We start from the raw sequence: 6,000 nt of genomic DNA, 5'->3' as shown, positions 1-6,000 counted from the left end.
GTCGATGCCGGCCTGAGCCCGGAGGAGGCGTCGCGTCGTTTCTTCCTGGTCGACCGCGCCGGTCTGATGGTGGAAGGCTTGACCGACATGACGACGCTGGAGCCGTTCCAGACCCGTTTCGTGCAACCGGCCGCGGCGATTGCCGGCTGGACGCTGGAAACGGCGGGGCGCGTCAGCTTGCTCGATGTCATGAAGAATGCGCACCCGACCGTGCTGATCGGGGTGTCCGGACAGGCGGGCGCTTTCAGCGAGGCGATCGTGCGCGAAATGGCGCGCCATTGCGCGCAGCCGGTGATCTTCCCGCTGTCGAATCCGACCTCGAGCTGCGAAGCGCTGCCGCAAGACCTGCTGGACTGGACCGACGGACGGGTGGTGCTGGGCACCGGCAGTCCCTTCCCCCCGGTCGAACGCGACGGGCGTCCGTTCAAGGTCGACCAGACCAATAACTCTTACATCTTCCCGGGTGTCGGTCTGGCCGCGATCGCGCTCAAGCTGCCGTCGATTCCCGACAGCCTGTTCATGGCGGCTGCGCGCGCGCTGGCGTCGATCTCGCCGGCGCGGGCCAATCCGCGGGCCAATCTGCTGCCTCCGGTCAGCGATCTGCGCCGTGTGTCGTATACCGTCGCGCTGGCGGTGGGTTTGCAGGCGCATCGCGAAGGCCTGCTCGATGCCGCGCTCGGCATCGACGAGATCGAAGCCCTGATCCGGGCCAAGATCTGGGAGCCGCGCTACCCGACCATGCGCCATGCGATGAGCGAGTGAATATAGTCTCGTCGGGTAGCGGTGGCCCGTACGGCGGCGGCGCGGTCTGTGCCGCTAGCGTTCGACCCGCGCCCTGAGCATGAAGCGGGGGGCGTCAGCCCCCTTTTTCTGATGCCGCCATTCCGTTTTGTCCTGCCATCAGCGGTCTCTTGGGCCTGGTCTTGCGCACGCAGATTTTACCGGGGCCGAACGGCTGTTTGATGAGCCGGAATGGAGTTTTACCTTGGCCCGCATTCGGGCCATGGCCTTTTCTACCGTTTCACTCCAGTGCTCATTCGTGTTGCCGGTCTGCCTTTACGCTTGCCGGGGCACACGGCAAGCCGCCCATTGACGTCGCGGTTTTCATCGTCTCCGCATTTATGTTTTCCAGAGCCTGGAAGATTTCGCGGCGAGTCTGTTTCTTCATCATCAAATTCTCGGTAATTCACTGTGCATATTTCATAAGAGTGTTTTAGCCATTATCTGGTCGTAAAGAATCAGCATGGCATCAGTATCGCGAGCGGCAGCCGATCAGGATCAAGTGCTGGCCTGGGGAGTGGCGCTCTTTCATTATGTTTTTCGATATAAATCAATGGCTTGAATCTCGTTGTGATGTGTGGTTGCGTGTTTTTGCATCACTTTTAGTTATATTTTATGTGAAATAAATTCAATTTATTTATATTTACTTCTATTCCATACTCTCGAGCAATGTCATTGGCAAGTGGGTGTCAAGCGATTATTTCTAACTTGCCGCTCATTATCAATGATTGCCTGCTCGAGTTTTCATTTTCGGCTATTTTTCGAAGCGTAGGAATGAGCCGCTTCATGATCGTTTAAACGATCTGCGGCAGCCGATTTTTTGTCAAACCATGATGGATGTTTTAAATGCAAATGAGCCGAAAATATCAGATTGATCTGACGCCCGTTAAAATTGGCCTGGGCCTTGTCATATTGTTGCTTCTCATGAATATTGCTCTAGGTGCCATGTTCGGGCTGAATGAAGACATGTTCCAGAACTTTATTCATGCCGGCATTGCCGCTCACCCGTGGGTGTTCAGCAACCCCGATCAGGCGCAGGAAATCATCTGGCGCTTCGTTCAGCGTGCACACTTTCACGCCGGCGGCATCGGAGCATTCACGCTAGGCTTGATTATCCTGACCGCCATAAGTGATATGTCCGACAGGCGGAAGAAAGTGACGTCCATTCTGCTTGGGCTGGATATATTCTACCCACTCGCCTGGTACGTCGTTTACTTGTATGCCCCGAGCGTTGGTTACGAAGGTGCTCATCACACGATACTGGCAGAATTGTTTACCGATATCGGTGTCGGTGCATTGTGTCTCGGATTGCTTTCCTTGATTCATGTGTTGTTCTGGCCGAAGCAAGCATGAGCGGCTCTTGAGTCGATACCGTCACGGGGATCCACCACTATGAAGTGGGTCCCTGAAACCGGCCTGGCAGCCTGTCGGGGAGGGGCAAGCGGCAAGTCGGCAAGAGCGCGTCACCGCGTTTGAATTAAAAGAAGACGGTGCGCCTTGATGTCAGCCTTCCAATGAAGATGAGTCAACGCGAATAACAGAAGGAACTGAACCATGATTATTTCCTCGTCCCTGGATTACCGCGAGGCGGCCCGGCGTCGTCTTCCTCCCTTTTTGTTTCATTACATCGATGGTGGCGCGAATGCCGAGCAGACGCTGCGCCGCAATACCGAAGACCTCAACAACCTGGCCTTGTGTCAGCGTGTGTTGCGCAGCGTGGGCGAAATCGACCTCTCGACGCAGATTTTCGGTGAAAATATCGACATGCCGGTTGTCCTTGGACCTGTCGGCCTGACCGGGATGTATGCCAGGCGCGGAGAGGTTCAAGCTGCCCATGCCGCCGCCGGCAAGGGAATCCCCTTTACCCTGTCCACAGTCTCTGTCTGCTCGATCGAAGAGGTGCAGAACCAGGTCAATCGTGCCATCTGGTTCCAGCTCTATGTCCTCAAGGACCGTGGTTTCATGAAGAACGTGCTGGAGCGCGCCTGGGCTGCCGGCGTGCGAACGCTGGTATTCACCGTGGACATGCCCGTGCCGGGATCTCGCTACCGCGACGCCCATTCCGGGATGTCTGGTCCGAATGCGTCCGTCCGCCGGCTTTGGCAAGCCATCACCCATCAGCGCTGGGCCTGGAGTGTTGGCCTGTTCGGTCGCCCCCACGACTTGGGCAATGTTTCGGCCTATCTCAAGCGCAAGATCAAGCTCGAAGACTACGTCGGCTGGCTCGGCAACAACTTCGATCCCTCGATCGGCTGGCACGATCTGCAGTGGATCCGCGACTACTGGAAGGGAGCGATGATCCTCAAGGGCATTCTTGATCCGCGGGACGCTCGCGACGCGGTCAAGTTTGGCGCCAACGGCATCGTGGTCTCTAACCACGGTGGCCGCCAGCTCGATGGCGTTCTTTCCACCGTCAGAGCCCTGCCGGCGATTGCCGATGCCGTGAAGGACGAGCTCACGATCCTGGTGGACTCCGGCGTGCGTTCCGGCCTCGATGTCGTACGCATGCTCGCTCTCGGTGCCGACGCCGTTCTCCTGGGGCGTGCTTATATCTATGCGCTGGCAGCCGACGGGGAGCAGGGGGTGCGTCATCTGCTGGACATCATTGCCAAAGAAATGCAGGTCGCCATGACGCTGACCGGCGTCAACTCGATCTCGAAAATCACGCGAGACAGTGTGGTGTCCTTGGCGCCGGGGTCGGTCTGACGAACGTGAACGCGCGCCTGATCCTGACTCACGGGTGCGGTTTGCAGATTGCGCGGATCGACCCCGGAACATTCGGCCCGTTTGGAATGGCCGGTCGGGGGGGCGACCGCTGTGCGCACGGTCAGTCTGGTCAAGGCGCACGCATCATCGCGATGCCCTGCGACCCGATCTGCCGCCCGATCTGCCGCACCGGAGCTGAAGGTGGAGATTCCCGTCAGCCGTTCGCGCGTCAAGGCGTTCAAGCCGTTGATGCCGCTGTGATGCCCTTTGGTCAGCGGGGCGTACCGGGGGACGGCTTCTCTACGGCATTGCGCTCTGCAGGGGGGGGCGGCTTGATTTCGATGTCCAGGTCGTCCAGGAAGGCGCGGGCGGCAAACGAGAGGATTGCCCCCTTGCGCCAGACCAGCACCAGGCGCCAGCGCAGTTCCGCGCTGTTGAGCGGGACCATCGCCACGCCTTCGACCGCATGGTGCGCGGCGACGACCTGTGGCAGCAGCATGGCCCCGGCCCCGGCCGCCACCAGTGCCAGGCCGAAGCTGGGCTGACCGACCCGAGCCACGACTTGCGGTTGAAAACCGGCCGTGGTGCAGGCGTCCTGTATCAGGCGGTTGAGTACGAAGCCGCCTTCATACAGTACCAATGGCGTGCTGGCCAGCTCGGTCAGCAACAGGCTGCGTCTCGTCGCCAGCGCGTGTGCCCTTGGCAATGCCACGACCATCGGATCGTCGCGCACGAAGGCCATCTCCATGCTCTCGCGCAAGGGCAATATGGTGGCGGCCAGTTCGAGCTGGCCGGAAATGACCGCGCGTTCCAGTTCTTCGCCACCCCGTTCCATCAAGTGCAGGTCGACCAGCGGATAGCGTTCGCGGTAGCGGGCGATCACGGGAGCGAAAATCTCCGCGCTCCCCAGGGACGGCATTCCCAGCCGCAGCTCTCCGCGCTGGAGCCCGCGCAGTGCCTTTAGCTCTGCCACCATGCGTTCGCGACCTTCCAGCATCTGTTGCGCATGGCGCAGCACGACTATCCCTTCGCTGGTTGGGCGCACGCCGGTTCCGCGACGCCCGCGTTCCAGCAGCGGCACGCCCAAGTCTTCTTCCAGCAGGCGAATCGCCTTGCTGAGTGCGGGCTGCGTCACATGCACGCGCTCGGCCGCACTGGCATAGCTGCCGCAGGCGATGATTTCGCTGAAATACCTCAGAACACGAAGATCCAATTTATCACCAAAAGTTATGTAATCAATCAAATATATTCAATTTATTTGTCCATTTGGCCGGAATATACTGAACCTAATTCGCCAAGCGTGCATCAAGGACCCAAAGTGAAATTCATCAATTTGCTGTACACCGTAGCACAAGTCGCACTGATTTCAGCCTTGCTCTGGATCTGCAACCTTGTCGTTGCACACCTCGGACTGCCGGTGCCCGGCAGCGTCCTCGGTCTGGGGATTCTGGCCTTGCTGCTGATCAGCGGCGCGATTCCTGAAAAGTGGATCGCCATTGGCGCCGCTTGGCTGATGGCCGACATGCTGCTGTTTTTCATCCCGCCGGTCGTGGCGGTATTGAAGTATCGCACCCTGCTCGCTCCTTGCGGGCTTGGCCTGATTGCCATTCTGATCATCGGGACGGCGACGGTGATGATCGGCACGGCCTGGGTCGTCGATCGTGTTTTTGTGCTCGAGCATCGTCGCTATCAGGAGAAAGAAAATGCGTGATCTGATGTGGCCTGTCGCCAGCCTGGTCGGCACAACGATTTTGTACTATCTGTGCAAGGGGCATTACAAGCGGACCCGGCAGTTCTGGTGCACCCCGCTGCTGGCGGCCCCCGTCATCGTCGTTGCACTGGTCGTCGTTCTGCATATTCCGTTGCCGGCCTATTTCGAATACACGCATTGGCTGGTTGCGCTGTTGGGGCCGGCCACGATCGCTTTTGCCCTGCCTATCTACCGGCAGCGGCACATGATAGCCCGCTATCCCCTGACCATCATTGCCGGTGTGGTGACCGGCCTGATTCTCGGATTGGTCTCGAACTGGGGCTATGCCAGGTTGTTCCACATTCCGGGCGACATTGCCCTCAGCTTGCTGCCGCGCTCGGTTTCTACGCCTTTCGCCATCCAGGTCTCGGCCAAATTAGGGGGGATGCCGGACGTCACGGCATTGATGGTGGTGCTGACCGGGGTGATCGGCATGCTGGTATGCGAGCCGGTCTACCGCGTGACGCGCGTAAAGAGCGCGCACGCCCGCGGCGCGGGCCTGGGCTCGGCGTCCCATGGCGCCGGTACGGCCAAGGCGCATGAGCTGGGCGCCCAGGAAGGGGTCATTGCCAGTCTGACGATGATCTTTACCGGTATTTCCATGGTGCTGGTGGCACCGTTGCTATCGCGTCTGTTCATGTAATGAGCACGGGGCAGAGCGGTTTGCCGGTGTTGACTCTTCTCCGGGCGAGGTGCCGGACTACCTGAAGAAGCGTGTCCGCCAGCTGTAGCGTGGGTGCCCGGTGATGGGCGATGAAAAGCGC

Annotated in this window: 6 protein-coding genes; 5 read left to right on the top strand and 1 reads right to left on the bottom strand. The window is 59.4% G+C overall.

The features are described 5' to 3' along the window. The 3 genes from G520_RS0111090 to lldD all read left to right on the top strand — a co-directional run. Positions 1–762, top strand: a 762-nt coding sequence (locus tag G520_RS0111090) for a malic enzyme-like NAD(P)-binding protein (protein ID WP_028535725.1), incomplete at its 5' end; no start/stop codon positions are given. 864 nt (positions 763–1,626) lie between these two features. Further along, positions 1,627–2,133: a hypothetical protein gene (locus tag G520_RS0111080; RefSeq protein ID WP_028535724.1), complete on the top strand. Its 507-nt coding sequence runs from the start codon at positions 1,627–1,629 to the stop codon at positions 2,131–2,133. Positions 2,134–2,334: 201 nt separating this feature from the next. After that, positions 2,335–3,486 (top strand): FMN-dependent L-lactate dehydrogenase LldD, encoded by a 1,152-nt coding sequence (lldD, locus tag G520_RS0111070; RefSeq protein ID WP_028535723.1) that lies wholly within the window; start codon positions 2,335–2,337, stop codon positions 3,484–3,486. Positions 3,487–3,757: 271 nt separating this feature from the next. On the opposite strand, the gene G520_RS22475 is transcribed toward lldD, so the two are convergent. Further along, positions 3,758–4,699, bottom strand: coding sequence for a LysR family transcriptional regulator (locus tag G520_RS22475; protein ID WP_084637588.1), 942 nt, complete (start codon positions 4,697–4,699; stop codon positions 3,758–3,760). Between the two features lie 105 nt (positions 4,700–4,804). Between G520_RS22475 and G520_RS0111060 the strand changes: the two genes are divergently transcribed. Further along, entirely contained in the window at positions 4,805–5,197 is a 393-nt protein-coding gene (locus tag G520_RS0111060; protein WP_028535722.1) for a CidA/LrgA family protein, read from the top strand. Beyond that, complete coding sequence (locus tag G520_RS0111055; RefSeq protein WP_028535721.1) at positions 5,190–5,879, top strand: LrgB family protein; 690 nt, start codon at positions 5,190–5,192, stop codon at positions 5,877–5,879. The genes G520_RS0111060 and G520_RS0111055 overlap by 8 nt, the downstream gene beginning before the upstream one ends. Positions 5,880–6,000 lie beyond the last annotated feature (121 nt).

The sequence above is a fragment of the Paludibacterium yongneupense DSM 18731 genome (genome assembly GCF_000422925.1).
In the GTDB taxonomy this organism is placed as follows: Bacteria; Pseudomonadota; Gammaproteobacteria; order Burkholderiales; family Chromobacteriaceae; genus Paludibacterium; species Paludibacterium yongneupense.
Note: the sequence above shows the minus strand (reverse complement) of the source record. Positions and strands in the feature narration are given on the sequence as shown.

Coding starts and splice junctions, on each gene's coding strand:
- lldD (WP_028535723.1), top strand. CDS start 2,335: ATGATTATTTCCTCGTCCCTGGATTACCGCGAGGCGGCCCGGCGTCGT.
- G520_RS0111080 (WP_028535724.1), top strand. CDS start 1,627: ATGCAAATGAGCCGAAAATATCAGATTGATCTGACGCCCGTTAAAATT.
- G520_RS0111055 (WP_028535721.1), top strand. CDS start 5,190: ATGCGTGATCTGATGTGGCCTGTCGCCAGCCTGGTCGGCACAACGATT.